Below are 26,411 nucleotides of genomic sequence, written 5' to 3'. Positions count from 1 at the left end.
TTCTCTATTGTCCATTCAGTAAAAGAACCGCAACGGAAGTTAGGAAATATGCTGACCCCACCTGTTTCTGATTTTCCATTTTCCATTTGGCGTCCCCCGCAACTTGCTTAATGTATAATGCTTTCAGCACAAATTAATTAAAAAGCGATGTCTTTGCATCGTCATAGCTTATTTATATACATTAAGTATCATTTTTACAATGAAAAAAATACTCATTGTGTCATTTTTTATGGCACTCAACCTTTGTGTATATGCACAAAATACATTAAACATTGTTGTAAAAAACAGTGAAACAAAAGAACCCTGGATTGGTGTAACAACATCTATAAAAGGCACCTCAATTGGAGGAACCTCGAACGAAAAAGGACAGATTATATTATCGAATATTCCTGATGGAATACAGGAGATACATTTTAGCTACGTAGGCTTTGAAGAGTTTATTGAAAAAATAGAATTTCCACTAAAGGATACCAATGTTATTGAAATTCTGCTCAAAGAAAATTCAGAGGAATTAGAGGGTGTTGTAATTACATCTACCCGAAGTACAAGAAGCATACAAAATATTCCTACACGTATTGAGTTTATTGGAAGTGAGGAGTTGGGAGAAAAAGGGAATATGAAACCGGGAGATATTCGTATGCTTTTGGCAGAAAGTACAGGTATTCACGTACAAACTACGTCGCCCACAAGTGCCAATGCGAGTATCCGTATTCAGGGACTTGACGGACGATATACACAAATCCTTAAAGACGGTTTTCCGATTTATTCGGGAGCTTCAAGTGGTTTGGGCTTATTACAAATTCCGCCACTTGATTTAAAGCAGGTTGAAGTTATCAAAGGCTCAACTTCTACACTTTACGGAGGTGGAGCAATAGCAGGATTAGTCAACTTGATTTCCAAAACGCCAACTGATGAAAGAGATTTACGCTTTCATATCAACGGAACATCAGGGAGAGGTTTAGACATTAATGGTTTTTATGGGCAAAAATTCAATAAAATTGGAACAACTATTTTCGCTTCGCACAACAGAAACGGAGCTTATGACCCTGCAAAAATTGGTTTTTCCGCCATTCCAAAGTTTGAACGCTTCGTATTGAACCCTAAATTATTTGTTTACTTCAATGATAAAACGAAACTGAATTTTGGCATCAATACAACCATAGAGAACCGTTTGGGCGGCGATATACTTTACATCAAGGGCAAAGGGGATAATACGCATCAATATTTTGAAGAAAACAAAACACAACGCTATTCCACACAATTTGTTTTTGACCATTTAATTAATGAAAACAGTTCTTTTCAAATCAAAAACAGTGTAAGTTATTTTAACCGCAATACGGCTATTCCCACTTACGAGTTTGAGGGAACGCAAACAGCCACTTTTACGGAAGCTAATTATACTTACAGCAAAGAAAAGTCAGAATGGGTAACAGGCGTTAATATTTGGACGGACAATTTTAAAGAAAAGCAGATTACAGTATTTCCGTTAAGAGATTATAGCCAAACCACATTTGGGGCTTTCGTCCAAAATAATTTTAAAGCTACGGATTGGCTTCAATTGGAAGCAGGTTTAAGAACGGATTATGTTATAGATTATGGGGCTGTATTCTTGCCAAGAGTATCGGCGCTATTCCATATTGCAAACGGATTAACATCAAGGATTGGCGGCGGATTTGGATATAAAACACCCACTATCTTTACCGAAGAAAGCGAACGCTTACAATATCAAAACGTAATGCCAATTAACAATAAAACCAATAAACTGGAAAAAAGTTATGGTGGAAATGCAGATATAAATTACCGCACTAATATTGGCGATGGTTGGTCATTCAGTATCAATCAATTATTCTTTTATACCTATTTGAATAATCCTCTATTACTTGAAAATCCATCAGCTAATCTCTATCAATTTGTAAACTCTACTGGTTACATCCATACAAAAGGAACAGAAACCAATATCAAAATCGGTTACGATGATGTGAAATTATTTTTAGGGTACACTTATACAGATGCACAGTTACACCAAAATGCAACAACTACCGAAAGCCCGTTAACCCCAAAACACCGTATTAACTCGGTTTTAATGTATGAAATCGAAGACAAATGGAAAGTTGGTTTAGAAGCCTACTATTTCAGCCCGCAAAAGCTGAACGATGGAACAACAGGAAAAGACTATTGGACTTGTGGATTTATGGCTGAAAAGATTTGGGAAAGGTTTTCGTTATATGTCAATTTTGAAAATTTCCTTGATACAAGGCAGACACGTTTTGGCAACATTTATACAGGTACAATTAGTAATCCTATATTTAAAGACATTTATGCACCATTGGACGGATTTGTCATTAATGGCGGAATAAAATTTAGACTTTAAGAAGATGAATAAAACCATATTCAATATAACTAAAATGGATTGCCCAAGTGAGGAGCAATTAATCCGTATGAAATTGCAGGATTTCGATATGGTAAAGTCATTGGAATTTGATATTCCCAGTAGAAAACTAAATGTTTACCATAGTGGAAAACCAGAGCCGATTTTTTCGGCTTTGGAAACATTAAACCTGAATACGTCATTGATTTCAACTGAAGAAAGCAATGCAGTTCTTGAAACAGATACAAGCAATGACCAACGGAAACTACTTTGGACTGTACTGATTATCAATTTCGTTTTCTTTGGATTGGAAATGTTGTTCGGTATTTTTTCCAATTCAATGGGATTGATAGCAGACAGCTTGGATATGCTTGCAGACAGTATTGTTTACGCTTTGGCATTGTTTGCTGTTGGGGGTACGATTGCAAGAAAAAACAATATCGCCAAATTTGCAGGTTACTTTCAAATTCTGTTAGCCGTTATCGGTTTTGTTGAAGTTATCAGACGTTTTATCGGAATAGAAGCGATGCCTGATTTCAAAACAATGATTGTTGTTTCTGTTTTGGCGTTGATTGCAAACGTACTTTGTCTTTATCTATTACAAAAGAACAAAAGCAAAGAAGCCCATATGCAGGCTTCGATGATTTTCACTTCCAACGATGTTATAATCAATTCGGGTGTTATCATTGCGGGATTATTGGTCAATTGGCTCAATTCGAGTTATCCGGATTTGATTATTGGGGCAATTGTATTCGTGATTGTGGCAAGAGGTGCATATAGAATACTGAAGTTGGCAAAATAAAATAGCAGCAAATCATAGCCCCGAAATTCGGGGCTTTTTTTGTACCAAATCTTACTACTAACGCCAAACGCTGCCTTTCAAAGCCAAATCCTGCAGCATTCTCCAACGCTGCAATAAGCCTTTATAAATTCGACTTCCACAGCAAAATTGAGCAAACTATGGAAGTAATCACAATACAAAAGTCCGTACTGGAGGGAATGAAAAATGAGCTGAAAGCACTTTTGGAACTGACCGAAAATGCTACGAAAAAATACATGCCAATTTTTAAAGAGGAACAATGGCTCGATAACCAGGAAGTGTGCCTGATGATGAACATTACCAAGCGGACTTTACAGAACTTCAAAAGCAAAGGACTTTTACCGTATTCAAAACTGAACCGCAAAAATTATTATAAACGCTCGGATGTACAGACTTTGCTCGAAGCCGGACAGCCGGACAATACTACTCAAAATGGATTTATTCACGAATGACGAAATCATTGCCCATCAGGAAATGATAACGCTGCTAAGAACCCGTATCGAAAGTATATTGAAAAATTACCGTCCTGTAATGAACGGGGAAATATACCTGTCGGGCGAAGATGTGTGTAAGCTGCTCCATATCAGCAAACGAACTTTACAGCAATACCGTGATGACAATATCCTGCCGTATATACAGATAGGCGGTAAGATTATTTATAAGGAAAGCGATATTCTGACAATACTTGAACAGAATTATATTTCACAAAAAACAGTTTGACTGTAATCTTTTTTGTACTATATGCAGTCAAAAAGGCACGAGTTTAGTATCTTTGCTATGTAAAATATAGAAATACTTAAAGTGTTTTTGCTTTAAGTCCCACATTGAAAACTGGTAATTTTTAGACAACGGGACGATAAGGAAGAACGCTCATGCCATAGGCGTGGGCGCTCGCTTATTCGTTGTCGGGTATACCAGTACCTCAATGTGCGGTAAGTGTAGTTGCCTGCGCTTTCTTTTTGTGCAGGAACTTCATCTAACTCAAAAAAAGGTAACGATATGAAAACTGGTACTGTACAAGAAACAATCTCCCTGTCTTTTATCAATGACAAAAGCCCTATAACTGATAGCATCTGTAATGACCTTGCTGCATCAGGAATGGAAGTCCTGTGCCGGGCAGAAAGCATTGAAAATGGGCTATCACAGTTGTCTTCATTGAACAAAATCCCCAAAGTCTGTATTGTTGACTTGGATTTTTACGATCAAAATGTGCTTAAACAGCTTCAAGAATTAAGGATAAAATATCCTGCAATCAAACTGGTTGCCCATAGTGATATCGATGATGAGAAAGTTGGGAAATCCCTTTTAGACATTGGATTTTCAAGTTATCTGCTACTTGGTAGCGATGTTGATGATTTTAAAAGAGCAATAGAATGACCATACACACGTATTAAGTAATTTCAGCCAATAGCTGACTAATATTCATATAGAATATTGACAATTTTTTTATCATTTAATACAAATTTTATCTGCTCGTATTTTTGTGTAGGGTTCATATTATGTTCTGTAGCTGGCGGAAAATATTTGACACCAATAGTCACATTTGGTAAGTTAAAAGCCCAAGATGATCGAATTTTAAAATTCTTCCCACACAATTGTTGTTCGGATGAGTTCAAATATTCTTTGAATTTTGAAAGACCTTCAGTTTCAAATATAGTTTTCCAGTTTTTGCGCCCTTCAAAAGCGATATTTTCGTCAAGATTTTTCACGATACTACTATCGTCGGAAGCGTTACAAGCATTTATAAAATCCCTGATGATTTTTCGTGGTAGTTTCTGAATTGCCCTGTTTTCCTTCTTTTTGTTTTCAATGTAAGCACTAAAATCCTTATCTACTAATTGAGACAACTTATAGTATCCTGAATTAAAGGCTTCTAAAGGAGATTTATACAATCTATCCTTAAAAAATGTTGCTTCATCAGTTTCATTGGTTTTAAAATGATCCAAAAGTAAAAACCCTTTTTCTTCAGTAGCACTGTTAACACCATCCACAATATTTACAAAGTAGTACTGCTCTTTATCTTCAAATAGAACTTTGATTTGAGGATTGAATTTTTCAGGTTTACTTACCGATTCTTTTACAAGATATTTAGTTTCATCTAAAGGATTTTCAATTCTTCTTCCCCAGCCATCAGTTGATAATTCTGATTGGTATCGGGAAATCTGAACTCGTATTTCTTTACGCCCTTTTTCAAGGTCAGTAGTAAATTCATATCCGGGAAAAGAATTGAGAATGGCAGTGTCTAATTCCCATTCCTCATAATCACTTGTAAAATCTATTTGATAGCTAAATTCATATTCCCGAATGTAAACCGGAAATTGGAACTTGTTCCCTATAATTGTTTGCTCTAATAAGGTAATATCGGATTTCCTGTTTACGGCTATTGATATGTTTGTTTCTACCATCTAATAAATTATATTGATTCGAATTATTAAATAGAATGTCATTGATTACACTCTTAAAATATTTTATCTAAATACTGTTCGTAATTAGGTTGGTTCTCTAGAATCACAAAATATTTTACAAAACCTTTTATTGCTCTCTTGAATTCATAAAAATTATCAGCTAAAAGTTCTTTTCGTGTTTTTCTAGTATTTGTGTAAATATTGTCTAAATCAACAATTTTATAATCGATACATGAAGTATCTGAGTCTCTTCGGGTTCCAAAAAAATATGAATCAAATTCAATTAAAACATCTCTCTCTGTAGCAAGCGATAGATCAATTTTTACCCCTTTAATAAACTCGTCAAAATTTGTGATTTCTTTCAACTTGTTTCTATATCTAAATTCTTCATACTCTGGAGATTTTTTGTTTTCATCTATTTTAATGAAGTTCTGACTTAACATATCTACTAGCTTTTTAGAGTCGCTATATAGGCTATTGTATGTAACATATATCCATTCCTTTTGGTAGTTCAAATCTTCTGTTTTTATTCCTATTCGATTCTCAGATTCAAATTCTTCAACAGTTTTTAAGGTTGGAAGACCTATGCTCTTTATGATTTGATAATTAATGATGTAGGATTTTGTTTTGGTGTTACTAAAATTCATTTTGGGTAATCGAACAATGAAAGCTTCAGATGTTTCATTGCCAATAATTCTATAAATTTCCCAATTCCCAGTACTGTTAGATATTAATTCCAATTTGTTTTATTTGATTTTCTTACTTATTCATTATCTTGATCTTTCGTCTTTAACTTCAAAAGTTTAAGTCTCAATTTTTCTCTTTCATCTAGGTCTTCAACATCTTTTGAAAGAAATTCAGCCATAAAAGAATTGAAATATTCATTAAATTTCGCTACATAATCTTTCGCAATCTTTGCCAATTTAGAGTCGGTATAATTTGTCATGGTTCTTAGCGCCAAGTATATCCGATAAAGTAGATTGATATTATTCTCTTTAAATCCTCTTTCATACAACTTTACTATTTCTTCAGGAATAGAAAGGAAACATTTTAAAATAGACTGTACTATAGGCTCTATGATTCCCTCATGCCCGCTAATCAAATGTCCTACGCCTTCCCAATCAAAGCTTTCCAAAGACTTCATGTTTTCCCATGATCTAACATCAGCCCTGCGAAGAAATTCCTTGCTGGAGCCGACTTCATACATCAAATAAAGATGAAAGGCATATAAAGAGTATTTTTCATTGTCTACTAACCCTAAAGGGTATGAAGCGATTTGAGATAGTATTGCATAAGGAAGAAAATCTGCTACAAACCCACCTTCATCCATATCATCTTCAAAGTTAATTTGGATATGACCTATACCTTCGGAATACATTAGGACTTTAGTTCCGCCTTCGACTTTTTCAAAACGTGGAGGAGTTTTTAGAAGTTGTTGTATTAACTCCGAGAATAGATCTACTTCATTCCTTTTTGCTATTTCCATAAGAACACCAGTAGCAACAATATCACAGTATGGAATTGGGGTTACGGTATCGATTAGCAGTTTACATAACTCTTCATATGATTTACCTTTATTACTTTCTTGAATCAAAAGGTTACTGATTAAAGGAATAGAATGTGTGGCTACTAATTCTTGGAATTTGGGATAGATAATAGTCATCCCGTTCCTGATATCTCTGAATACAACGACCGATGATTTGATCAATGTCTCAAAATCATCTGAAAAAAATCTCTTAAAAGTATTGGTTGTTATAGCTCCACTTCCAGAAGCCATTATACTCAAATCGGCATTACTCTTGCGTAGTTCTTTTTCGGCAAAGAAACAGAATACAATTTTATTATATAGATCCTTAATCTGCTTAGTATAAGTCTTATTGGATGAAAAAGCATACAAAAGATTAACATTAGGAACTGCATCTATTTTCGTAAACTTTTCTTTATCCACTTCTCCTTCTTCACGATATAGAGAAATCAAATGCCTTAATATCCTTGGCTCACGATATTCTGGTGTATAGTGTCCTCCATGCTCAATAGCTATTCTATATTCGTCAAAGAGAAGTTGATTAGTCGCATTGTATTCGTCATCGCTAAGTTCATCAAGTTGTATCAACTGACTCTGTTCGCCTATAATTGTTTTATACTGTCTGTTTTCTACATAAGCAACTCTTTTGTAATTAAATTCATCAATTGTATAAAGTGTATGATGATTTACACCTTTGAAAATATCGATTAATTCGATTATTTCACTTTTGATCGCTTCAGGAATATCATTATTAAAATTATCAAGCAATAAGTAAAATTTACCTTCAGGTAAGTCGGTAAGTGAATTTATGAGCCATTCTCGTATTTTATCCTTAGAAATTGATATTTTGGCATTTTGAGTAAAATGATTTGCTAGTTGCTGAAATATAGAATAGTTATGATCACTACAATCAAGATAGAGGAGAAAATCTTTATTACTCTTTACTTTTAGAAAGAATTGATACAGCAAGTTAGTTTTACCGGAAAATGCAGAGCCAATTATACCGACCAGTGCTGAACCTTTTGAAAAATGAGATAATACTTTGGCTATGCTCTGCCTTTCTATAAGAAAATCAGGGGAAATAGATTTTGTAAAATCATCTAGGTCTCCCAACATCCTCCCAAACTTTGTTTCCGTTATCTGGTTGATGACTTTGGAAAAAAGTTCCGGCTCACGATTTAATAGGAGATTAACAGCATTCTTAAAATCATTTGTGGCGAGGGAAAAGGAATTATTCGTTAGTTTATGGATAAAATCAAAATCAACACTGGTTGTTTCAATTTTTTCTTTTGTGTATGTATTATAAAATTGGTTATCCAAGCCATTAGAAATCAAGGTTAATGGAGGCATAGGATGTACAAGCCTTGCATAAGAAATACCTTGTAAGACATCTTCTTCCATAAGTGTCAATTCTTCTCTTTTGAGTTCCAGCAGGATAATATTTTTTCCTTCAATGGTTAAGAGAATGTCAAAGATTGCTCTTGAAGGATAGTTGGATGGTTCTTTTAAATCAACATCAACATTATGATGTCCAAATTTTATGCTGAAAGATTTTTGGTGCTCAACCTTGACTTCTTTGAAAGTAGGAAAAACTGTAGCCAAAACTCTATCTAACCTAGCTTGTAGTGTAGCTTCATTAATTGCCATGAATGATTATGTTTTTTATTATTCTCTGTAAGCAACTTATTTAAGAAACAAAAGAATAATCGATTGTTAATTCATAGCGAATTTACTAAAATATAAACGTTAGTCTAACCAAGCGGCGTTCTTTTGCTTCTTTTCTTTGGTCGCCAATGTGGCAAGAAAAGAAGTTCCCTAAAACAACAAAAGGGATAATGAATATCCCTCAAATAATGTCGCAAACTGTTTGGTAAAATGTGCCGGAATGAATGGTGGGTAGGTATTCCATTTTACCAAGAGGTTGCTCCGATTTATGCAAAAAGACTGTCCCGATCATCGGGAGGGAGTGTCTTTTTGCCGCCCGATTTTCCAATCAGGCGACTTTTATAGGATGGGTTCGGAAATCTTTCAGGTTGTGAAAAAATCCCCTGTATGGTGTCAAACCATTCCTAAACATACCCCATAACAGTGAACAACCCATCTGCACCAATGAGGAATTGATAAACAAGTCCTGTTTTTCCAAGGCTTCGGCAAGGGAACAGCTCGGTGTGTCGTCTTCCAGTTCGGACTGTTTGAGCAGTTCGCCAAATTCATCCGTAACCATTGGCAGGCTCGCCACCGTTTCGTATTTCTCTGAATTGGGTTGGCGAATTTTCCCTATGGTGGATAGTAAAACTTGCCCTGTATGTTTGCTGTTGCCAAATTCTAACCAATAGCGTGGGCGGTTGGAATAGGCTCTTCCGTTGCTCAATTCACTCAATATATCTGCAATTTCAAATCTTGCTTTTACGCTATCTACACAGGAAATATAAATACTTGCTCCGACGTTATCGGGAAATTTGCCGTTATTGTCTTTTCCAAATTTCCTTGCTTCCGCTTTCCAGTTCGTACCTGAGAAGCGGTTTATGCGATTAATGATAGCAACGGATTTGTACAAACCGACCTCACTTTCTGCAAAACGCTGTCTTCCTAAATTGGCTTGGGTAATTATATCATTATCCCAAAGACGAATAAACAACCCTGCGTGTCCTAACTCGTTTAGGCTGTGGTTCATTTCAAGCAAGGCAGTCATTACTTTTGAGCCTGTACCACCTGCACCGATTACGTTTACTGTTATCGGGTTGGTAGGGTTTATCAAATCGCTGTCCGTAAAATGGACTTTTAAAATTTCTTTGCTCATTACAATATCGTTTTTATGGTCTTGTTTGTATTTTTCAATACATCTTTAGGAAAGGCTTTGTCTGTGCCGATGAGGTCTTTCCAAAGGCTTACACAGTTTCCTTTTACGGGGTTGTGTTCGTTTACCAAGTGGCTGAAATAGCTGTTAAAAAAGTAGCTTTCCCACGCTTGCATAAATTCTTCAACCGAAGCAGAATTTTTGATATTGATATCTACAGTTCCCATACATACGTGTCCGTCCTCGTAAACATTGAAAAATGGTGCGTGAAACAATGCGGTTTTCTCGGTAGGTCTGTGGTCTTTATCAAGGGCAAAAACAACTACACTCTGCTTGCTTGCATACCAAAGCATTGAGGGTACTTGTGCCGTACCGTTTGGTATTTCAAGACTTTCAGTAAAGTACATTTTTACTTTTCGTGGCTTGGTGTACCAAAGTACCGTACCGTTTTCACTCGGATTAATGTGCAGGACGTTGGTAGGCAGAATGCCGTTAGATTTTAAAAATGCCTTGCTCTTTTCCTTTTTGGTATTGAGTGCTTTTGCCAATACTTTGGCTTCTCTTTCGGTCAAAGGATGGGCGTTGATAGGATTACCGTTCTTGTCCATATCAAAATGTTCTACATAGGTGTATTTATTATTCCCTTTGGTTTGGTAAAAAACCAAAGCCGATAAAGGGTGGTAAAGCGTTCCGAAGTCTTGTGTTATATCTTTCATGTTTGTGTATCTAAAAGTTATTCAGTATGTATATCAATTCCTCAATTAAGGCAAAAACACGGTTTTCAAATTCAAGGGTATTGGTCGTAATGTCACTACCATCAAACTGTTTTACAATGGTGGGTTCTTCCATCTGTCCGTATTCCTGCAACTCGGTGTTCACGCTGTCGAAAAGTGTTTGGAACAAAATACCTTTTGCATCGGCACAGAACGAAACGTACTTTTCCATACCTATACTATTTTCCATATCTTCTTCGCAAGCTTCTCCGTTTGGCAGGGCATTGCGTTTTATGGTGGCATCTGGGTATTTTTCATACAGGGCAAAGGCTTCACTTGCCAGTTTGTAGCAATCTTGGTCAAAGCTATCTTTGATTTTAAAGGAATTTAAACGGAGGGCAAATCGGCTCAAATTGTGCTTGTTGTAAATTTTCTGTTCCATGCGTTCGCCTATCTGTTCTGATTGCCTAATCTCGCTTAAATACGTTGTCGTGTCCTCATTCTCGTCATCGCTTACAATCCACTCTGTTACCATTTCATACATCCAATACAGATAACTGTTTTCCTGTCGATAGTAAGGAACATCTGCAATGTGGTATAGGTACGCACACACCGACTGCAATAGCTGTACGGCTTGCTTGCGATTGGGATGCTTAGATAGTCGGTACAATGGCACTACGGGAATGTAATACAGGGTTGCACCTGTACTGTACCGTTCTTCACTTACGAAATACGTTTTCTTACTATCCTGTATCAAACGGAGTTCTTCCCAATCACGAAACTTCTTTCTTAACTGTTCCTCTGTGGCATCCAAAGCTAAAGCGATATTGTAGGGATAGCCGTATTGCCTGGACTGCATAGGTTGTATACCGTAATGCCCTGCAAGTTTGGAAAGGGACTGATAGAAATCCCTTTCCGTCTTTTCCGATTTTCCACAAGCCTGTACGGTTTGTGCTTCTTGCAGTTTAGGCAGAAATGAGCATTTTAGAAAACCATTGGTAGTACCGCTATGGGTACCGATTTCAGTTTGTCTTTTCTTATTTCGTCTGCGTTCTTTGGTCTTTGCATCCAATCTGCGAACTCGCCCAACTGTTTGTGCAAAGTCCGCTGTTTGGGTTGCTGTGGGGTTTTGATGATGCCCGATATGATATTGCGTTGCATAATTCATTTTTTTTGATTTTTGGTTTAACCTTTCGTTCCCATTACACTCTCAAATCGGTACTGTATTGTATCGTCACGGATAACAGGGGCAGATACTTTGGCAGTGGTCAGTATCGGATAAGAATTTGCATAGAAATTCATTACGGCTTCCACGCTCCATTTTGGTTCGGGGTCGGTCAGTTTAATTTGTTGTCCTTTATCGTTGAGTATAAATACCCTCTCTAATTGCGTTGCTAATAACATAATGTTCGTTTTAAGTGTTAAACAATTGGTTTACTCTGCTCCGAAAAGGCTCGGTGTTGAAAACTTCTCCGATAATTCCGTTTTGCGTTTACGGATTTCGTCCGCTTTTTCGGGGAACTCCGTTATATCGGGTACTTTCATCCACGCATCACGGAATTTGCCGTCTTTCTCCAGTTCGTCAGCCTTTGCCATCCCGTCTTTGAACTTCTTGTCTTTGGTTTCTTTTTCCTTTTTTTCTTTATCGGCTTTTTCTTTTTCCATTGCCGATTGCTTTTTGGCTTCTTCCATTTGTTTAAGGAACTTTTCCATATCTACCATTAAACCCGATACCTTTTGTACAGGTGTTTTTATCTGCTCAAAAAATCCCTCGTCAAACTCCTGTGGTGTGGCGTTAAATGTCAATGGGGGAATGAGGTTTTTGGCGTTATCTCCGCATTGCTCGTTGTTGAGTATTACTGATACAATTAGGTTGCTTTCTGCTCCTTTAGCTATGTTTAGTTGTAAAATTCCTGTAAAGTCCAACTGTGCTATCTGATTGAAAAAATTTGCGTTCATAGTTCTGAAATTTTAATTGTTGTTGTTTTTTCCTTTGCTTTTTCTAGTTTCTCGTGCATATCTGCCCAATAGGCTTTTTGTCGTTTGTCAAACTCGGAGAAACTTTTATCCTCGTGGCGGTACTCTTTGTATTGCCTTGCTATTTCAATAGCTTCTTTGAGGTTCGTTATCTCAATAAGACAACCGTTCAAGTCTGTTATTTTCATAACAATTATAGTTTTCGTTCTAAAAGTGTTTCTAGTATCTCACAATCGCTATCGAATGTTTCCCCCTCGAAATGGTACGTATCTGTTTCTTCATTGAAATTGTATTGCTCAAAATCCTCGTCTTCTAAATAAATATCCGTGAGTACCTTGTCATAAAATGTTGCTCTGCCATATACTAGATTGCCTATTTCTTCATAGTCGTGTGTGAAATTCACATCGTAATGTTCCGCTATCTTTTGAATGATTTCTATATTAGGCGACCACCTTGTTTCATACTGAAATTGTCCTTCATCGCCCTCGTTCCAATAGATATTGAAGAAATAACCGCCATTGTCTTTAGAAATAAATTCGGGTAATTGTCCTTCTTCTGTTTCTTCTTCCTTTTCCTTCATTAAATGAAAAAGTTCCTGTATTGCTGTGATTGTTTCAGGTTTCCCCTCGAATACAACCGTATTACTGCACCAATTTGCCATAATGAATATTTTTAGTAGGCTACCACCGACTAAAGCGGTAGCCTGTTGTTATTTAATTAAGATTAAAGATTTCTGCTCCGTCTAATGCAAAGCCATTACACAATTCAAATGCTTTCTGTGACTTGAGTTGAGCAGTTCCACCCAGTACAATACTCTGTAACTTGGCTTCATCGTCTTTGTACTTTCTTACGTTCTGATAGTAGCCAGTAACCGCATTATACGCTCCGAACAATGTGCCTTTGGTAGTGTCCATTTGTTGGGTGTCGCTTATCATTGCGTATGCAAAGGCATCCTCTACGGTGTTTTTGAACACGGTGGAAATTTCATCTTCTGCACCTTTTTTAAGTAGGTCAAGCGTTTCCTTATTCGGGCAAAGTGCCAATTGGATTAGCTTTTTAACTTCACGGTCTGTTACCTTTACTTTTGCCCATTCGTTGAAAATCCCCTCTAATTGGTCGCTCAATGTGTTGGCAAGTCCCATAATCTTGTGAGCGTTCTCGATACGTTGTTTTGCTCCCGAAGTGTGCTTGATACGAACAACATTGGTCATATTGCGTAATGAAGCGTTTAAGGTGTTTTGGCAAACAATACGGATTGGTGTAAATGCGGCTGTGATACTTCCGCTACCATCGTGCGAAGTGGTTAAGAAAATGTACTTTTCCGTAACATCATCGCCATTACCCACACGAATATAGTCGGGCAGTTTGGCTGTGATGAAAATGCGTTCTCCGTTGCCTAATGCTCCTGCGGTTTCGTACAGAATGCCCTCGTCACCGCCTACAATAGCATCAAAGAAATTAAAGGCTTCACGGTTTTGTACAATGTGGTAATCCTTGCCGACTACTCCCAATACTTTATTGTTATCGGTGCGAATGTTAGCGTAATAATTAGGCACTTCTAATTCAGTACTGCCTATCTCTATGCCATTGGTGGTTTCCATAATGTCCGAACCTTTTGTAAACAATGGAGATTTTACGACTTCATAATCTAACCCTGCATATTTGATAGCTTCCTCGCTTGTAGGGTATTGCTCCACGATTTGCCCTAAACCGTGCCACGCTTTTTGTTGTACGCTAAAGAATGAATAACGTCCTGTTCTCTCGTTGAAATTGATATTATGTGCCATGATAAATGATTTTAAATGTTTGAAATATTTGTCGTTAAAATGGGAGGTCTTCCTCATCCTTGTTGTTGCTCGTTCCTGTGATAGTTTGTGCGGTTTCTGATTTCTTGCCCCCTCCGTGCAGTTTGATGTTTGAGGTATGGAAATTTAATCCTGCGTGTGCTTCTCCGTCATTACCTGTCCACGCCCTAGCACTTACCCTGCCTGTCAGCTCTACCAATGTGCCTTTAGTGAGTATCTTCGCTACATTCGGGCTTATCCAGTATGAGCAATAGAAATAGGTAGTTTGCTCTATGCGTTCGCCCTGTTTGTTACGGTAGCTGTCGTTGGTTGCTATCGAAAAGTTTACTACTTGTTTTTCCTGTGACGTTGTGCGTACTTCCGCATCCCTTGTCAGTCTTCCTGTGATGTTCATATTCTTTAATTTTGAGTTATTATTTTTTAGATTTATTCGGCAATGAGAGGAGGTGCTGTTTCGTTTCATTACCATTTCCAATATTTTTAATCTTTCTGTCTGACATTTTTTTTATTCGTTTAAAGAGCCGGAGTATGCTATGTTTCGTTTCACGAGCATAAAAGGTTCGTGTTTAGCAGCACCAAGGTTTTGGAAAAAAATACTACCCAAAGGGTGGAGATTATTTTCCAAACTTGCCTGACCTTTGTGGTGCGTTAAGAACACGGAAATACCTTTGCTCTTGAAATGGGACAAAAAAGCATACGGGTCTTTGGATAAAATGAATGTGGAAGCCAAGAAGATGGCATTGAGAAATGGTTTACAGTGAATTGAAATAACACTTCCAATTCGCTGAATTTTTAAAACACTTTTTCAAAGCTGTGTGGCTATTAGAGCCACACTTATGGAGGATTAAAAATTATTTTGTATGGGAGAAGTTGATGGCAATATTTTTTAATCTTCTGTTCCAGGAGTAGCCGAAAAGCTCTTTTATAGTAGGGGAATAGGAAAGTAAAGTAAATGTGCTTTGGCTACAAAAAGTATGGGCATAAAAAAAGCAGAACCGATAAGTTCTGCTCGTTATTGATAGAAGTTAATTATAAGACTGTCAAAAATGCGTCTTCAATCTCCTTAAATTTAGGTGCCACCAAATCCATATCCTTGCTGATTTTTTGATTTGTAATCTTGGCGTAAATCTGTGTGGTAGAAATATTTTTATGTCCCATCATTTTGCTAAGGCTTTCAAGTGGAACACCTTCGGTCAGGAACATGGTAGCAAATGTGTGGCGTGCAGTATGAAATGTTATTTTCTGTTCTGTAACAATTTCTGCTTCTTCTATCATTTTCTTTACATGGCTATTGCAGGTAGCATTGGAAGGAACCGGAAAAACATAATCGTTACGTGTAAGTCCCCTGTATTTTTCAATTATAAGTTTCGGAATTTCCAATAGGCGGACGTTTGAAGCAACATCTGATTTTTTTCTTCTGCTGATGATCCATTGGTGACCATCAAAAAAGGACTGTATGTTGCTCCATTTCAGCTTTTGAATATCAATATAAGAAAGCCCTGTAAAGCAACTGAAAATGAAAATATCTTTTACAAATTCATATTTGTCCTTAGACGGTTTTAGAAGCATTAGCTTTTCTACATTCTCCTTTAAAAGATAGCTGCGATCAGTTTCTTCCATACTGATTTCGTAATCTTCAAAAGGGTTTTGGCGTATAAGGCCTTTTTTAATCGCAAGATCAGCCAAAGCAATGACCGGCATGGTATAAACCCAAACCGTATTATGTGTACATTCTTTATCTATTCGTAGAAAGAAATCGAACTCCCGGATAAAGTCTGAGGTAAGTTCCCGAAATGCCAAATCTTCCCTGTGATAGCGTTCCTTGATAAATTCATTAAGATGGTTGTATACAGTCTTGTATTTATTGTAAGTATTCTGAGAACGTTTTCCTTTGCTGACCATCCTTTCAAAATCCTCATTCTGGTCTTTAAATACTTTAAGGATGGCATCATCCATTACACCAACCCCTAAAAAGGACAGCTTTACTTTTTGTGCAGTTGTAAAGCCTTCATCCTTGAGCATATCATCGTAAATCTTCTTGATACGCACCCGTATATTGTCCAATTTGAGATTGGTACCCAGGGCCTGGGCACTTTTACCTAAAACTCTTCCGTGCTTTAAATCCCAATTATTGGGGTTGATGTCCAGTTTGGTACTAAAGGATTTTGGTATTCCGTCAATAGTGATACGTCCCATAACAGGCACGTTTCCGTTCTTCTTAGGTTCATTCTTCTTTAGGTAGAAAAGCAGTTTGAACGTGGATCTTTTCTCTTGTTCCATAACTCAATTGTTTAACGTTTAAAATTAAATTTTATTGAGTTACAAGGGGATATGAAAACAAGTGCAAATGACTGAAATATAACGTATTATATCGCTATCGATTAGATGATAGTCAGTAACGATTTAGTAACCTAACCTTGTCATTTTAAGCTCAAAACCTGTCGGACACCTACTTCCAAATTTTCCCTCACGTTTTATAAACTACTGTATATGAATGGTCTTAACCATTTTGCTTATTTTTGCTTCCTTCTAATATTTTTTTTAAAAAAAAATAAAAAACATTTCTTTAAAATGCAAAATGTTGAAAAATAGGAGATTCCACTACATAAAAGATGCGATCAATCAAATTAGCGCAATAGCTTGCTTGATTGGTTGCTTCCTTGATTTCTTGAATCCTTGCTTCCTTGCTGGTAAACCAAAGAAACCACTCTGCAACAAATTGTGGTTATTAGTTTCTTTTTCTACTTCTTTTCTTATATATTGGAATATCCTCAGCCTCATAATTTTTATTGTTATTACCAAAGAGTAAGGAACTGAAAAGCTGATTTGAAATTTCATTGTCTTTAAAAATCTCATTAATAGCGGAGAATGGGATATTATTTTCTTTACAAATTTTTTCTGCAATCTGCCCCATTTCCGATATTAGCTTTTGCTTATCTGTTCTATCTAAGTTTGGACTTCTATATCTTGAAAATTTTATCTCTCTTTCAAGAATATTGGTGACAGAATCTAAATATTTTTTCTTTTCAGAAGCAAAAATGGTCGGATTGGACAATAGAACAGCGTTTGTGTTTTTAAATAGATGTATTTGTTTTTTTAAATCATCAACCTTTGTATTGAGCTCAATAATTTGTTTTGACTTAGAATCTAACTCAGTTTTATTTTGTAGAATTGTGCTTTTGTAAGTTCTAAGTGCTTTTTCATAATTCGCAATTGTTTTGTCCGTTTTAATTTTTTTAAAACCTAAAAAATCATTTTCCTTAACTATCAGCTCTTCGGATTTTTTGGAACTTATCTCAGATTTCATAGTACTGAATCTTTCTTCCAAAACTTTAAGATCTTCTTCCTTTTGCTGAATTTTAAATTCAATAGCCTCTAATCTTCCTTTCGATCCAGAAATTCCCCTTTCCATATTCAGACATTCAGCTGTCAGATCCTGCATTTTTGAATAGTGGTAAGATTGATGTTTTAATGTTTTTCCTGTTTCCAAATTCTGCCAATCCGCTACTAAATGAGCGTGATAGTTTGGTTTCCATTCGTTAGTATCTTTGTCATAATGACCTTCGTCTTTGTGAATGGCAATCTGAAAAACTCTTATTTTCAATTCTTCTTCCAGTCTCTTCGCCAAGTTTTGAAGTTCCAACATGGTTGTGTCTTCTTTAATAACAACTACAGCTTCCCGAACTGGCATTGCATTTTTCTGTAATTTTCTTCCGGACTTTTCTTTACAATACCCTTCGATCTGTTGGTTTCGGTCAGCTATTTTCTGCTCCATCCAATATTCATTCTTTGATGTCAGATCTTTACGGATATAGTCGAAAGTTTTCTTTCTGAAATTATGAGTTTCAGAATCCGATTTGACAGCTTTAAAATTAATTGAAGTCTTCATTATTATTCATCTTTAAAAGTTTATCAAAGATTTCTTTGATTAAAATTGCTGTAAAATATTATACAGAATTCCAATTTACCTGTGCATATTTTGCACACTTTTGAAATAGACCTGTGTGCTTTTTACACAGGTTTTTACCAGTCAACCTTAGTCTATTTTACTCAGGTTAAAAGCCTCGCAGAGCGTATTTGAAACTTTGTTGGGAGGCACGACCTTCAAAGTTGCGAATGCGCTCCTAACTTCTGCGGGTAGTTGGTAAAAACATACAGCACGCTTTATCAACGTTTCATTTTAAAACCATTTGAGTTTCTAATTTCTGGTTCCGGCTTTATCTCTTCTATTTTATCAGCTTCAGAAAATTTTATAGAATTCGTACCTATGTTAATCGCAACATCTTTATTTATCCGTTGTATCAAAAATTCGTTCAGATCTTTATGGTTTGAATAGATATCGGAATGATCTTTTGCTTCCGGAAAAGATTTTATGATTAAAGTCTTACATTTGATTCCTGCATTATCATTGTCTAAAAAAAGATTGATATCAGAATAGTTTTTCAAATGTTCTATGGATTTGTTTAAAAGAGCAATGGAATTCATTACGAGAATATCTCCAGAGAAAGATTTCTGCATTTCTATAAAAGACAAGGCATCCATAAAACCTTCAAAAACTGCTACAGCTTTAATATTTTGATCTTTAAAATTTGATACACCCTGTACATTACTATTGAGATTAATTATTGAAATATTCTTTTTCAACAATGAACCTTTATAAAAAGAATTACGAAGCTCAAAGCCTCCGGATAAATTTTCGAAGCCAATTGCATAGAGTTTTTTTTCTCCGATTGTAAATCGTACCTCTTTTATGTACTCGTAGGTTTTAGAACTTAATCCACGTCCCTGCAAATATTTTTTTAGGTTTGGATTCTGGAGATCAAGTATTTCATCAATTTTGTAATTTGGTTCTGACTTTCTCACCTGTGCCTGCTGATGAAAAGAAGAAAAATTTTGTTTTTTGGCCCAGTCCAGAACTTCATTTACCGAGGTCTTTAAATATTTCTTCATAAAATCGGTGTTATTACCACCTATGCCTTCTGAATGAAGATACCACGCATTAAGTCTTTTATTTAATTTAAAAGAGGCTTGGGATTCGATGGCAAAGGGGTTGAGATACCAAGCTTCTTTTTCATTTTGTTTCGTGGGAAGGTGTCCGAGAGAAAGGAGGACTTCTTCCAACGATATGCTGTTAAATTGTTTACAGTTCATAGCGTTAAATTTTCCGTGTTTTGAATGAGATATTTTTTGTTGAATTGTTGAGTAAACATTGTAACCTATTGATTAAATACAATTTGGATATTCAACAAAGCCTCAACGATTCAACAAACTAGAGTTTCAGCACTCAACAGACATTCAACAAAAAGTTGGATTTTAAAGTTTGTTGAGGATTTTGTTGACTGTTAAGTATTTGATTTTATTTTCATTATCAGTTAATTCAACAGTTCAACATATTTACTAAGGATAAAATCCTTTTTTATGGTGAAAAACCGTCCAACTGAATTATTCTGGTAAAAGATTCCAGCAAAATCAATATCGTATCTGATATAAGTCAAACCATTAGTTTGTGGAACTAATTTCCAAGTTTCTTTGAGTAGATTTCGAATATCATTTCTTGTCCAATACGTTGGTCTGAACATTCGATTCATCATATTCAGTAAATCCTGTGGAACAACATTGATCTGTTCATCATTATTGCTTTCAAAAAACTCATACAGCAACTCAATTATCTTAGATTCCAGTTTATTATTATTCTTGAAAACTAATTTTTGAAGTGCTTTAGTTCTTATTTCATCGGCAGAAAACCACATTCGTGTTTTCTTCTCCGTTGAAAATGCTCGATCAATTAAAAACCGAAGAAAGTAGGGGATCTCTGCAATGAGATTGCTGAGAAACTCGGTATTTTCAGTTTTAATAGGATTAATTTTTAGAATCCAGAATCGGATTTCATTTTCATCAATTTGAATGAAATTTTCTTCGTTATTGGAACACAAAATAAACTTGGCGAAAAAATCGATTTCTTCTCTGTCTTTTCCTTTGGCTTCGAGTTTATCTTTATTGGTTGTCGATAAATATTTTAATCGCTCGGTAATTTCTTTTTTATCGAAGAAAACTTCATCTATAGCCACCACTAACATTGCTGCCCAATCAGAATTAAATTGACTTCCAAAAGAATCACCTTTAATGTAGGTCATATTCAAACCGAAAATCTCTTTCAACCATTTGATGAATGTAGATTTTCCGGTTGATCTTTCTTTAGAAACTAAACATAAAATTGGTAGAATTTGCGTTGGAAATTGTAAAAGAATTTTCAAATAATCCAAGCCCATTTCTAGCTGTTCGCCGAAAATATGGTCGACAAACTTTAACGAGAAAGGAATCAAGTTTTTTAAATCGCCCTTTTCACAAGAAGGAGCAAAAGGAATTTCATTATAAATATTATAAAAACCTTTAACGATTTGTTGATAATCTAAATGTTCCGGAATACAGCAAAACCCATCATACTTCGGAATATCCCCAATAAAACTTTTTCCGTGGTCGTTGATAATTGTTTCCCGATTCCAACGAACCAAAACCGAAGTTGTATCACCAGAGATTAAGGGCTTTTCTATGTTTTTATAGTAAGTGGTTCCAACTCTCAAATAAGGGGATTTCTTGCTCATCTTGACAGATTTTGATTAGAACCAATATTTGACTGTCGTGAATTTTTCTTAAAGCTGGCTTCCGCTTCCGATTGAATTTCCTGTAACGTTTTCTTTTTACCTTTGGAAATCCAGTCTAAAAGTTCATCTTCAAAAAAGTAGAGTTTCTTCCCATTTTTATAACAGGGAATTTTTCGGGTTCTGACCAATGTGTAGACAGTTGGTTTTGCCTTACCAATTAATTGGCAAGCTGCATCAATGTCAATCGGAACTCTCTTTTGAGAAATCACAGGAACTTCTTTTCTTTCTACAAGAAACTTAATCTCAGCGATTTCGCTAACTAAATGTGCGACTGCCCGTGGCAGGTTTTCAAATGAAATTTCTTTACTATCCATAACTAATTGTTTTTAATTGTTATGGTGCAAAGAAAAAAAGTGATTCCTCCGTGATAGCCGTAAACACGCAATCACAGAGGAATCACTTTACAAACACTATGTTTTGTAATTTTTTATAAGTTTTATTGGTTGGTCAAATTCTCTTGAATTTTAATTATGCCTTTTTTAGGCTCGTCCTTTAAATGTGATTTAATGGTATCAACATCAATGTCATCAAGCGAAACGAACACAGTTTTTAATAATTTCGAAACCTTTTCTTGTTTTATAGGCTTAAAATGATTCCAAATATTCCAGCCAAAGTGATAGAGATCAAGATTTGAAAGTTCTTTGGTAACGACTGAAGTTTGATGTGGAATTTCTTCTTGTTTTGAATAGAGGGTTATTAATTTGCAAATTTCAGCAAGATTTTCGTCAGTAACATATAAAGCAAATTGATTACGGGTATAATCAATAGCTATTTGTAATTTTTGATTTTCAATCTGTTCCTTTTCTTCAAGTTGAACTTTTCTTATAGACTCCAAATTTACCAATGCAGAAGTTTGAGCTAAATTATTTTCCTGTGAATCTTCGTTGAAATGAATTGATGAATTATCATTGATTACTACTTCTTGCTCCTCAATTTTTTCATCTAGATTATTAGCTGGAACTGATTTTATCACGTTGTTTTTTGAATTCTTCCGTTTCTGTATAAATTTTTTAATACCTACTAAAATTACATCTAGAAATAAAATAATAATGCCATAAATTAAAACACTGAAAGCGGTAATTGACCAAAAAACAATATTCGCAGTATATTCATCTCCTCCTTTATGAAGAAAAGAAAGTCTTGCCAATGTTCCTGCAACTACACAAACGAGCAGAACCGAAAGATAAATAACAATATATTCGAAATATTTCAAATTCATTTTTGTAAGTTCTTTAGATGAATGGCTTGTGAAGCTTTATTTTTCTTTTCATCTACCACTTTTGCGTAAACTTGAGTAGTTTTTACATTTGTATGACCAAGCATTTTACTCACGGTGTAAATATCTGTTCCACTTGAAAGCTGTAGAGTAGCAAAAGTATGTCTAAAATTATGAAAAGTTATTTTTTTGGTAATTCCTGCACTTTCAATCCACTTTTTAAGTGGTCGAGAAATCCAAGCTGGATTAGTCAGATTTTTAAAAATCAAATCAGTCGGAAGACCTACTTCACCACAAAGTTGTAATGCTTGTTTAGAAATCGGCATGTATTCTACACCTTTTGTTTTTTTCTGAGTGAAATTGATTTTTGCTTGCTCATTTTCAATACTCATTTCGTTCCAAGTTAGTTTTTGGATATCAGAATGCCGTAGACCGGTTAAAGCTGAAAATAGCGCTGCACGTTTAAGAACATCAAGTTCGCAAGGCGTTTCAACCAAGGTATTAAGTTCTTCCAGAGTTAAATATTCTCGTCTTGATTCCTCATTTGGAATCGATTTTACTTTAGCAGAAATATCAGATGTAAAGTAACCATCAATAAAAGCTTCTTTTAACGCAGCTTTAAAAACAGAAAAATATGTTGAAGCGGTATTCTGAGAAATAGTATTTTTCTTGTTACTTCCACTTTTTGCAGTCAAAAGATAAGATTTAAATTTTTCACAGAATTTTGTATTTATCTGTGAAAAGGTAATTTTTTCACCTCCAAAATCTTTTAGAAATTTAATGGAGCGATACCAATTTATTTGTATAGATTCAGAACTGTTTTTATGCCTCTTAGTCACTAGCAAATCAAAATATCTGACAAAATCCTCCTGAGATTTTTCTTTTTCTTCAGCCTTTATTGCGTCAAGTTCACTGTAGAGTTCTATATTATCATATTCTCTTTGACGTAATTTACGAAGAGAATCTGCGTAAATCATTGTTTCTCGGTCATTTTCACTTTTACAAACTATGATTCCGTTATCATCTCTTTTAGGTTTAAATGAAACTGAATCTTGCGTAGTTCTTGCAGGCCTTTTTTTGTCAAAATCTACAGTTGTGACACTTCGGTTCAAATATTCCCGAACTCGTTGTGCTTTCTCTTTACCAGGCAAAATCACAGGATAACTTTCCAAATAAATGAACCATTCTTTTCGGAACTCGGCCTTTCGCAATCTTACTGTAACTTTAGTTTTCAATAATTCTTTCATTTTCCGTCAAAAATTTTATCGATTAAATTTTTAGGCACATACACGAAACTTCCAACTTTTTTTGTAGGAATCTTGTTTCTTTTAATAACATTTGAAACCGTGCTAGGATTAGCATTGAACTTCTCGATGACTTCTGAAATCGTGTAGCAATTACCGACTTCAAAATTGGGTTTCTCAATTACTATTTCTTTTTTCTCAGGTACTTCAACAGCTGAAAACAAAGCTTCCAAATCTGACCGCTTCACACGGGTCAGTCTTGTTCCTAAGTTAGTTCCAGTAATTATTCCTCTTTTTATATACCTGTGAATAGTATCTTTAGATATTCCAAACATAACTGTAGCTTCAGCAACAGAAATAAATTCCCTTGTTTGTACTTCAGCAATCTTGTTTTTATATTTTAGTAAAAGAATTTCTTTTTCAAGTTTTTCTTTTTCAAGTTTTTTCTTTGCCTTTAACGATTTATTGTTACAAGAAGTAGAACAAAAACGACTTGTAACTGTCTTTGCTTCAAAAGGTTTTGAGCAATGCTCACAGACCCTCGGTATTTTTAATTTACTAAATCCCATTCTGAAATAAAATCCTGCACATTTTCTGTTTTTTGGCTTCTAAAATAAAATAAGACGCATAAGACGCACATACTATCCAGATAACGAGCGGTACAAATAAGAGACAAAAATACAATAAAAAATGATTAAAATCAACTACTACCAAAAAATTACAAAAACAAAAAAATCGCTGTAAATATTACATTTACAGCGATTTGCTAATTTATTTCAATCGATGTTAATCGATGATAATTGCAACTTATTTGACTTCTTCGAAGTCTGCATCCTGTACATCTTCTGCACCTCCTGCATTTCCTGCGTTCTGTGCTCCTGCATCAGCTCCCGGTTGTTGACCTGCTGCATACAATTCTTCTGAAGCTGCCATCCAAGCTGCATCTAAAGCTTCTGTTTTAGCTTTTACGTCATCTGCATTTTTAGCTTCGAAAGCTGTTTTCAATTCTCCGTGAGCAGTTTCGATAGCTGCTTTTTTATCCGCAGATAATTTTTCACCAAACTCTTTCAATTGTTTTTCAGTCTGGAAGATCAATCCGTCTGCTTTGTTGAAGATTTCAACTTCTTCTTTTCTTTTAGCATCAGCGGCAGAGTTTTCCTGAGCTTCTTTCTTCATTCTTTCGATTTCTTCATCAGAAAGACCTGAAGAAGCCTGAATTTTGATAGACTGTTCTTTACCGGTTCCTTTATCTTTAGCAGAAACACTTAGGATACCGTTGGCGTCAATATCGAATGTTACTTCGATTTGAGGAACTCCTCTTGGTGCAGGTGGAATATCGGTAAGGTCAAATCTACCGATTTCTTTGTTATCGTTGAACATTGGTCTTTCACCTTGTCCCACTCTGATGCTTACAGCCGGCTGATTGTCAGAAGCTGTAGAGAATACTTCAGATTTTTTAGTTGGGATGGTTGTGTTTGCTTCAATTAATTTAGTGAAAACAGAACCCATTGTTTCGATACCTAAAGAAAGTGGTGTAACGTCTAATAGAAGAACATCTTTTACATCACCTGTCAATACACCTCCCTGAATTGCAGCACCAATTGCCACTACTTCATCCGGATTAACTCCTTTAGATGGTTTTTTACCGAAGAATTTCTCAACTTCTTCCTGAATGATCGGGATTCTTGTAGATCCACCCACCAAGATTACTTCATCAATATCAGAAGTGGATAAACCTGCATCTTTCAATGCTTTAGCAACAGGTTCCATAGATCTTCTTACCAAATCTGCAGATAACTGCTCGAATTTAGCTTTTGTTAAAGTTTTTACTAAGTGTTTTGGACCTGTAGCGGTAGCGGTGATATATGGAAGGTTGATTTCAGTTTGTGGAGAAGAAGACAATTCGATTTTTGCTTTCTCAGCCGCTTCTTTCAATCTTTGTAATGCAATTGCATCAGATTTTAAATCTACTCCTTCTTCAGATTTGAATTCGTCTGCCATCCAGTTGATGATTACATCATCAAAGTCATCACCTCCTAAGTGCGTATCACCGTTTGTAGACAATACTTCAAATACACCGTCTCCCAAATCAAGGATAGAGATATCGAAAGTACCACCTCCTAAATCATATACTGCGATTTTTTGATCTTTATGACTCTTATCCAAACCGTAAGCCAATGCTGCAGCAGTAGGCTCGTTGATGATTCTTTCTACTTTAAGACCTGCAATTTCGCCAGCTTCTTTCGTAGCCTGTCTCTGAGCATCGTTGAAGTATGCAGGAACGGTGATTACCGCTCTTGTCACTTCCTGACCAAGATAATCCTCAGCCGTTTTCTTCATTTTCTGAAGCGTCATGGCAGAAATTTCCTGCGGTGTATATTCTCTGTCGTCGATTTTTACTTTTACCGTATCGTTAGGACCAGCCACCACTTTGTATGGTACTCTTGAGATTTCAGAAGCATCATCCTTAAAGTGTGTTCCGATAAATCTTTTGATTGAATAAACAGTTTTTGTAGGGTTGGTTACCGCCTGTCTTTTTGCAGGATCTCCCACTTTTCTTTCACCATCTTCCGTAAATGCCACGATAGAAGGAGTTGTTCTCTTACCTTCTGCGTTAGGAATTACAACAGGGTCTTTTCCCTCCATTACAGCAACACAAGAGTTGGTTGTTCCTAAGTCAATTCCAATTATTTTACTCATAATATTTTTTATTTTTTCTATTTTTAAATTTAATTTACACTCTCATTTTCTCAATATTTGTACCATTCGTTTTTTTGTGACAAATTGACATATTAAAAAACAAAAACCGCCTAAATAAGCGGTTTAAATATTGTTTTTTGATCCTTAAATAGTATCATAACTTTCAACTTGACATATTA

26 protein-coding genes are annotated in these 26,411 nt (G+C 35.5%); 5 read left to right on the top strand and 21 right to left on the bottom strand.

The genetic code is table 11. From position 1 onward, the window contains the following. Positions 1-199 precede the first annotated feature (199 nt). The 5 genes from FOL89_RS06085 to FOL89_RS06065 all read left to right on the top strand — a co-directional run bounded on the left by FOL89_RS06085 (position 200) and on the right by FOL89_RS06065 (position 4,565). Positions 200-2,371, top strand: a complete 2,172-nt coding sequence (locus tag FOL89_RS06085) for a TonB-dependent receptor (protein WP_144281955.1) — start codon at positions 200-202, stop codon at positions 2,369-2,371. Positions 2,372-2,375: 4 nt separating this feature from the next. Continuing rightward, complete coding sequence (locus tag FOL89_RS06080) at positions 2,376-3,170, top strand: cation transporter (RefSeq protein WP_013632606.1); 795 nt, start codon at positions 2,376-2,378, stop codon at positions 3,168-3,170. A gap of 158 nt (positions 3,171-3,328) precedes the next feature. Beyond that, positions 3,329-3,640 carry a helix-turn-helix domain-containing protein gene (locus FOL89_RS06075; RefSeq protein WP_144281954.1) on the top strand — a complete coding sequence of 104 codons (312 nt, stop codon included), beginning with the start codon at positions 3,329-3,331 and terminating at the stop codon, positions 3,638-3,640. 22 nt (positions 3,641-3,662) lie between these two features. Further along, complete coding sequence (locus tag FOL89_RS06070; RefSeq protein ID WP_430807834.1) at positions 3,663-3,908, top strand: helix-turn-helix domain-containing protein; 246 nt, start codon at positions 3,663-3,665, stop codon at positions 3,906-3,908. 279 nt (positions 3,909-4,187) lie between these two features. Further along, on the top strand, positions 4,188-4,565 hold the full coding sequence (locus FOL89_RS06065; protein ID WP_144281952.1) for a response regulator: 378 nt from the start codon (positions 4,188-4,190) through the stop codon (positions 4,563-4,565). 38 nt (positions 4,566-4,603) lie between these two features. On the opposite strand, the gene FOL89_RS06060 is transcribed toward FOL89_RS06065, so the two are convergent. The 21 genes from FOL89_RS06060 to dnaK form a co-directional block, all read right to left on the bottom strand. Further along, complete coding sequence (locus FOL89_RS06060; RefSeq protein ID WP_144281951.1) at positions 4,604-5,593, bottom strand: hypothetical protein; 990 nt, start codon at positions 5,591-5,593, stop codon at positions 4,604-4,606. 53 nt (positions 5,594-5,646) lie between these two features. Beyond that, the gene (locus tag FOL89_RS06055) at positions 5,647-6,333 is read right to left on the bottom strand and encodes a hypothetical protein (RefSeq protein WP_144281950.1); all 687 of its coding nucleotides are present in this window, start codon (positions 6,331-6,333) and stop codon (positions 5,647-5,649) included. Positions 6,334-6,356: 23 nt separating this feature from the next. Continuing rightward, entirely contained in the window at positions 6,357-8,765 is a 2,409-nt protein-coding gene (locus FOL89_RS06050; RefSeq protein ID WP_144281949.1) for an NACHT domain-containing protein, read from the bottom strand. Between the two features lie 346 nt (positions 8,766-9,111). Further along, positions 9,112-9,918, bottom strand: a complete 807-nt coding sequence (locus FOL89_RS06045) for a PRTRC system ThiF family protein (protein WP_144281948.1) — start codon at positions 9,916-9,918, stop codon at positions 9,112-9,114. After that, a complete protein-coding gene (locus FOL89_RS06040; protein WP_144281947.1) occupies positions 9,918-10,631 on the bottom strand; it encodes a PRTRC system protein B in 714 nt (237 codons plus the stop codon). Before FOL89_RS06040 ends, FOL89_RS06045 begins: the two co-directional genes overlap by 1 nt. A gap of 10 nt (positions 10,632-10,641) precedes the next feature. Then, entirely contained in the window at positions 10,642-11,796 is a 1,155-nt protein-coding gene (locus tag FOL89_RS06035; protein WP_144281946.1) for a hypothetical protein, read from the bottom strand. A gap of 17 nt (positions 11,797-11,813) precedes the next feature. Beyond that, positions 11,814-12,032, bottom strand: a complete 219-nt coding sequence (locus FOL89_RS06030; protein ID WP_125202218.1) for a PRTRC system protein C — start codon at positions 12,030-12,032, stop codon at positions 11,814-11,816. A 30-nt stretch (positions 12,033-12,062) separates the two neighbouring features. Continuing rightward, a complete protein-coding gene (locus FOL89_RS06025; RefSeq protein WP_144281945.1) occupies positions 12,063-12,587 on the bottom strand; it encodes a PRTRC system protein E in 525 nt (174 codons plus the stop codon). Continuing rightward, positions 12,584-12,793: a hypothetical protein gene (locus FOL89_RS06020; RefSeq protein ID WP_047478781.1), complete on the bottom strand. Its 210-nt coding sequence runs from the start codon at positions 12,791-12,793 to the stop codon at positions 12,584-12,586. The genes FOL89_RS06025 and FOL89_RS06020 overlap by 4 nt, the downstream gene beginning before the upstream one ends. Positions 12,794-12,798: 5 nt before the next feature. Next, on the bottom strand, positions 12,799-13,266 hold the full coding sequence (locus tag FOL89_RS06015) for a DUF1281 family ferredoxin-like fold protein (RefSeq protein ID WP_144281944.1): 468 nt from the start codon (positions 13,264-13,266) through the stop codon (positions 12,799-12,801). Positions 13,267-13,318: 52 nt separating this feature from the next. Beyond that, positions 13,319-14,392 (bottom strand): DUF932 domain-containing protein, encoded by a 1,074-nt coding sequence (locus FOL89_RS06010; protein ID WP_144281943.1) that lies wholly within the window; start codon positions 14,390-14,392, stop codon positions 13,319-13,321. 34 nt (positions 14,393-14,426) lie between these two features. Then, positions 14,427-14,804 carry a single-stranded DNA-binding protein gene (locus FOL89_RS06005; protein WP_059136894.1) on the bottom strand — a complete coding sequence of 126 codons (378 nt, stop codon included), beginning with the start codon at positions 14,802-14,804 and terminating at the stop codon, positions 14,427-14,429. Positions 14,805-15,439: 635 nt separating this feature from the next. After that, positions 15,440-16,690 (bottom strand): site-specific integrase, encoded by a 1,251-nt coding sequence (locus FOL89_RS05995; protein ID WP_144281941.1) that lies wholly within the window; start codon positions 16,688-16,690, stop codon positions 15,440-15,442. 448 nt (positions 16,691-17,138) lie between these two features. Further along, the gene (locus tag FOL89_RS05990) at positions 17,139-18,299 is read right to left on the bottom strand and encodes a hypothetical protein (protein WP_144281940.1); all 1,161 of its coding nucleotides are present in this window, start codon (positions 18,297-18,299) and stop codon (positions 17,139-17,141) included. Positions 18,300-18,577: 278 nt separating this feature from the next. Beyond that, positions 18,578-19,561 carry a toprim domain-containing protein gene (locus FOL89_RS05985; RefSeq protein WP_144281939.1) on the bottom strand — a complete coding sequence of 328 codons (984 nt, stop codon included), beginning with the start codon at positions 19,559-19,561 and terminating at the stop codon, positions 18,578-18,580. Between the two features lie 221 nt (positions 19,562-19,782). After that, positions 19,783-21,012, bottom strand: coding sequence for a primase-helicase family protein (locus FOL89_RS05980; protein WP_144281938.1), 1,230 nt, complete (start codon positions 21,010-21,012; stop codon positions 19,783-19,785). Then, complete coding sequence (locus FOL89_RS05975) at positions 21,009-21,386, bottom strand: helix-turn-helix domain-containing protein (protein WP_144281937.1); 378 nt, start codon at positions 21,384-21,386, stop codon at positions 21,009-21,011. The genes FOL89_RS05980 and FOL89_RS05975 overlap by 4 nt, the downstream gene beginning before the upstream one ends. 122 nt (positions 21,387-21,508) lie before the next feature. Beyond that, complete coding sequence (locus tag FOL89_RS05970; protein ID WP_144281936.1) at positions 21,509-22,291, bottom strand: mobilization protein; 783 nt, start codon at positions 22,289-22,291, stop codon at positions 21,509-21,511. Then, complete coding sequence (locus tag FOL89_RS05965; RefSeq protein WP_144281935.1) at positions 22,288-23,535, bottom strand: site-specific integrase; 1,248 nt, start codon at positions 23,533-23,535, stop codon at positions 22,288-22,290. The genes FOL89_RS05970 and FOL89_RS05965 overlap by 4 nt, the downstream gene beginning before the upstream one ends. Beyond that, positions 23,532-24,101 carry a helix-turn-helix domain-containing protein gene (locus tag FOL89_RS05960; RefSeq protein WP_144281934.1) on the bottom strand — a complete coding sequence of 190 codons (570 nt, stop codon included), beginning with the start codon at positions 24,099-24,101 and terminating at the stop codon, positions 23,532-23,534. The genes FOL89_RS05965 and FOL89_RS05960 overlap by 4 nt, the downstream gene beginning before the upstream one ends. A gap of 238 nt (positions 24,102-24,339) precedes the next feature. Continuing rightward, on the bottom strand, positions 24,340-26,232 hold the full coding sequence (gene dnaK / locus FOL89_RS05955; protein ID WP_144281933.1) for a molecular chaperone DnaK: 1,893 nt from the start codon (positions 26,230-26,232) through the stop codon (positions 24,340-24,342). Positions 26,233-26,411 lie beyond the last annotated feature (179 nt).

Origin of the sequence: Chryseobacterium echinoideorum (assembly GCF_007474535.1) — a bacterium.
GTDB classification, from domain to species: Bacteria; Bacteroidota; Bacteroidia; order Flavobacteriales; family Weeksellaceae; genus Chryseobacterium; species Chryseobacterium echinoideorum.
The sequence above is the reverse complement of the archived record's forward strand: the minus strand, read 5'-3'. Positions and strand labels throughout refer to the sequence as shown.

Excerpts from the sequence above, each read along its gene's own strand:
- FOL89_RS06060 (WP_144281951.1), bottom strand. The coding sequence starts at position 5,593 with ATGGTAGAAACAAACATATCAATAGCCGTAAACAGGAAATCCGATATT.
- dnaK (WP_144281933.1), bottom strand. The coding sequence starts at position 26,232 with ATGAGTAAAATAATTGGAATTGACTTAGGAACAACCAACTCTTGTGTT.
- FOL89_RS05960 (WP_144281934.1), bottom strand. The coding sequence starts at position 24,101 with ATGGGATTTAGTAAATTAAAAATACCGAGGGTCTGTGAGCATTGCTCA.
- FOL89_RS06010 (WP_144281943.1), bottom strand. The coding sequence starts at position 14,392 with ATGGCACATAATATCAATTTCAACGAGAGAACAGGACGTTATTCATTC.
- FOL89_RS05970 (WP_144281936.1), bottom strand. The coding sequence starts at position 22,291 with ATGAATTTGAAATATTTCGAATATATTGTTATTTATCTTTCGGTTCTG.
- FOL89_RS06075 (WP_144281954.1), top strand. The coding sequence starts at position 3,329 with ATGGAAGTAATCACAATACAAAAGTCCGTACTGGAGGGAATGAAAAAT.
- FOL89_RS06005 (WP_059136894.1), bottom strand. The coding sequence starts at position 14,804 with ATGAACATCACAGGAAGACTGACAAGGGATGCGGAAGTACGCACAACG.
- FOL89_RS05980 (WP_144281938.1), bottom strand. The coding sequence starts at position 21,012 with ATGAGCAAGAAATCCCCTTATTTGAGAGTTGGAACCACTTACTATAAA.
- FOL89_RS06085 (WP_144281955.1), top strand. The coding sequence starts at position 200 with ATGAAAAAAATACTCATTGTGTCATTTTTTATGGCACTCAACCTTTGT.
- FOL89_RS06030 (WP_125202218.1), bottom strand. The coding sequence starts at position 12,032 with ATGTTATTAGCAACGCAATTAGAGAGGGTATTTATACTCAACGATAAA.
- FOL89_RS05975 (WP_144281937.1), bottom strand. The coding sequence starts at position 21,386 with ATGGATAGTAAAGAAATTTCATTTGAAAACCTGCCACGGGCAGTCGCA.
- FOL89_RS05965 (WP_144281935.1), bottom strand. The coding sequence starts at position 23,535 with ATGAAAGAATTATTGAAAACTAAAGTTACAGTAAGATTGCGAAAGGCC.
- FOL89_RS05985 (WP_144281939.1), bottom strand. The coding sequence starts at position 19,561 with ATGAACTGTAAACAATTTAACAGCATATCGTTGGAAGAAGTCCTCCTT.
- FOL89_RS06050 (WP_144281949.1), bottom strand. The coding sequence starts at position 8,765 with ATGGCAATTAATGAAGCTACACTACAAGCTAGGTTAGATAGAGTTTTG.
- FOL89_RS06015 (WP_144281944.1), bottom strand. The coding sequence starts at position 13,266 with ATGGCAAATTGGTGCAGTAATACGGTTGTATTCGAGGGGAAACCTGAA.
- FOL89_RS06025 (WP_144281945.1), bottom strand. The coding sequence starts at position 12,587 with ATGAACGCAAATTTTTTCAATCAGATAGCACAGTTGGACTTTACAGGA.
- FOL89_RS06080 (WP_013632606.1), top strand. The coding sequence starts at position 2,376 with ATGAATAAAACCATATTCAATATAACTAAAATGGATTGCCCAAGTGAG.
- FOL89_RS06070 (WP_430807834.1), top strand. The coding sequence starts at position 3,663 with ATGATAACGCTGCTAAGAACCCGTATCGAAAGTATATTGAAAAATTAC.
- FOL89_RS06065 (WP_144281952.1), top strand. The coding sequence starts at position 4,188 with ATGAAAACTGGTACTGTACAAGAAACAATCTCCCTGTCTTTTATCAAT.
- FOL89_RS06035 (WP_144281946.1), bottom strand. The coding sequence starts at position 11,796 with ATGAATTATGCAACGCAATATCATATCGGGCATCATCAAAACCCCACA.
- FOL89_RS06040 (WP_144281947.1), bottom strand. The coding sequence starts at position 10,631 with ATGAAAGATATAACACAAGACTTCGGAACGCTTTACCACCCTTTATCG.
- FOL89_RS06020 (WP_047478781.1), bottom strand. The coding sequence starts at position 12,793 with ATGAAAATAACAGACTTGAACGGTTGTCTTATTGAGATAACGAACCTC.
- FOL89_RS05990 (WP_144281940.1), bottom strand. The coding sequence starts at position 18,299 with ATGAAGACTTCAATTAATTTTAAAGCTGTCAAATCGGATTCTGAAACT.
- FOL89_RS06045 (WP_144281948.1), bottom strand. The coding sequence starts at position 9,918 with ATGAGCAAAGAAATTTTAAAAGTCCATTTTACGGACAGCGATTTGATA.
- FOL89_RS05995 (WP_144281941.1), bottom strand. The coding sequence starts at position 16,690 with ATGGAACAAGAGAAAAGATCCACGTTCAAACTGCTTTTCTACCTAAAG.